This is a genomic window from Massilia jejuensis (genome assembly GCF_042656795.1).
GTDB lineage: Bacteria > Pseudomonadota > Gammaproteobacteria > Burkholderiales > Burkholderiaceae_D > Telluria > Telluria jejuensis.
In genome coordinates, this window is sequence record NZ_JBHSMS010000079.1 from 213739 (window position 1) to 214058 (window position 320).

Sequence of the window (320 nt, forward strand, 5' to 3'; positions counted from 1 at the left end):
ACCTGCTACGACAGGTTCGTACGCTGGGCGCGCGACGGTACATGGCAACGCCTGCTCAAGATCATGCAGGCCGCAGCCGATGAAGCCGGGCTGATCGATTGGGATGGCGCTGCGCTCGATGCCACTCACCTCAAGGCCCACCGCAGCGCTGCGGGAGCGCGAAAGAAGCTTCCGGCCGCTGAAAAAAGGGGGCATTAACAGACGAGTGGCTGGGCCGGTCGCGCGGTGGCATCACCAGCAAAATCCATCTATGCATCGATGGGCATGGCTTACCGCTATCGCTCATTGTCACTGCCGGACAATGCAGCGATGCGGCACAG

At 61.9% G+C, this 320-nt stretch carries 1 pseudogene (running past one end of the window); it reads left to right on the forward strand.

Going from position 1 to position 320, the window contains the following annotated elements:
- Positions 1–320, forward strand: a pseudogene (locus ACFPOU_RS22625) (transposase family protein) (its annotated part extends 84 nt beyond the left edge of the window); the annotation flags it as partial.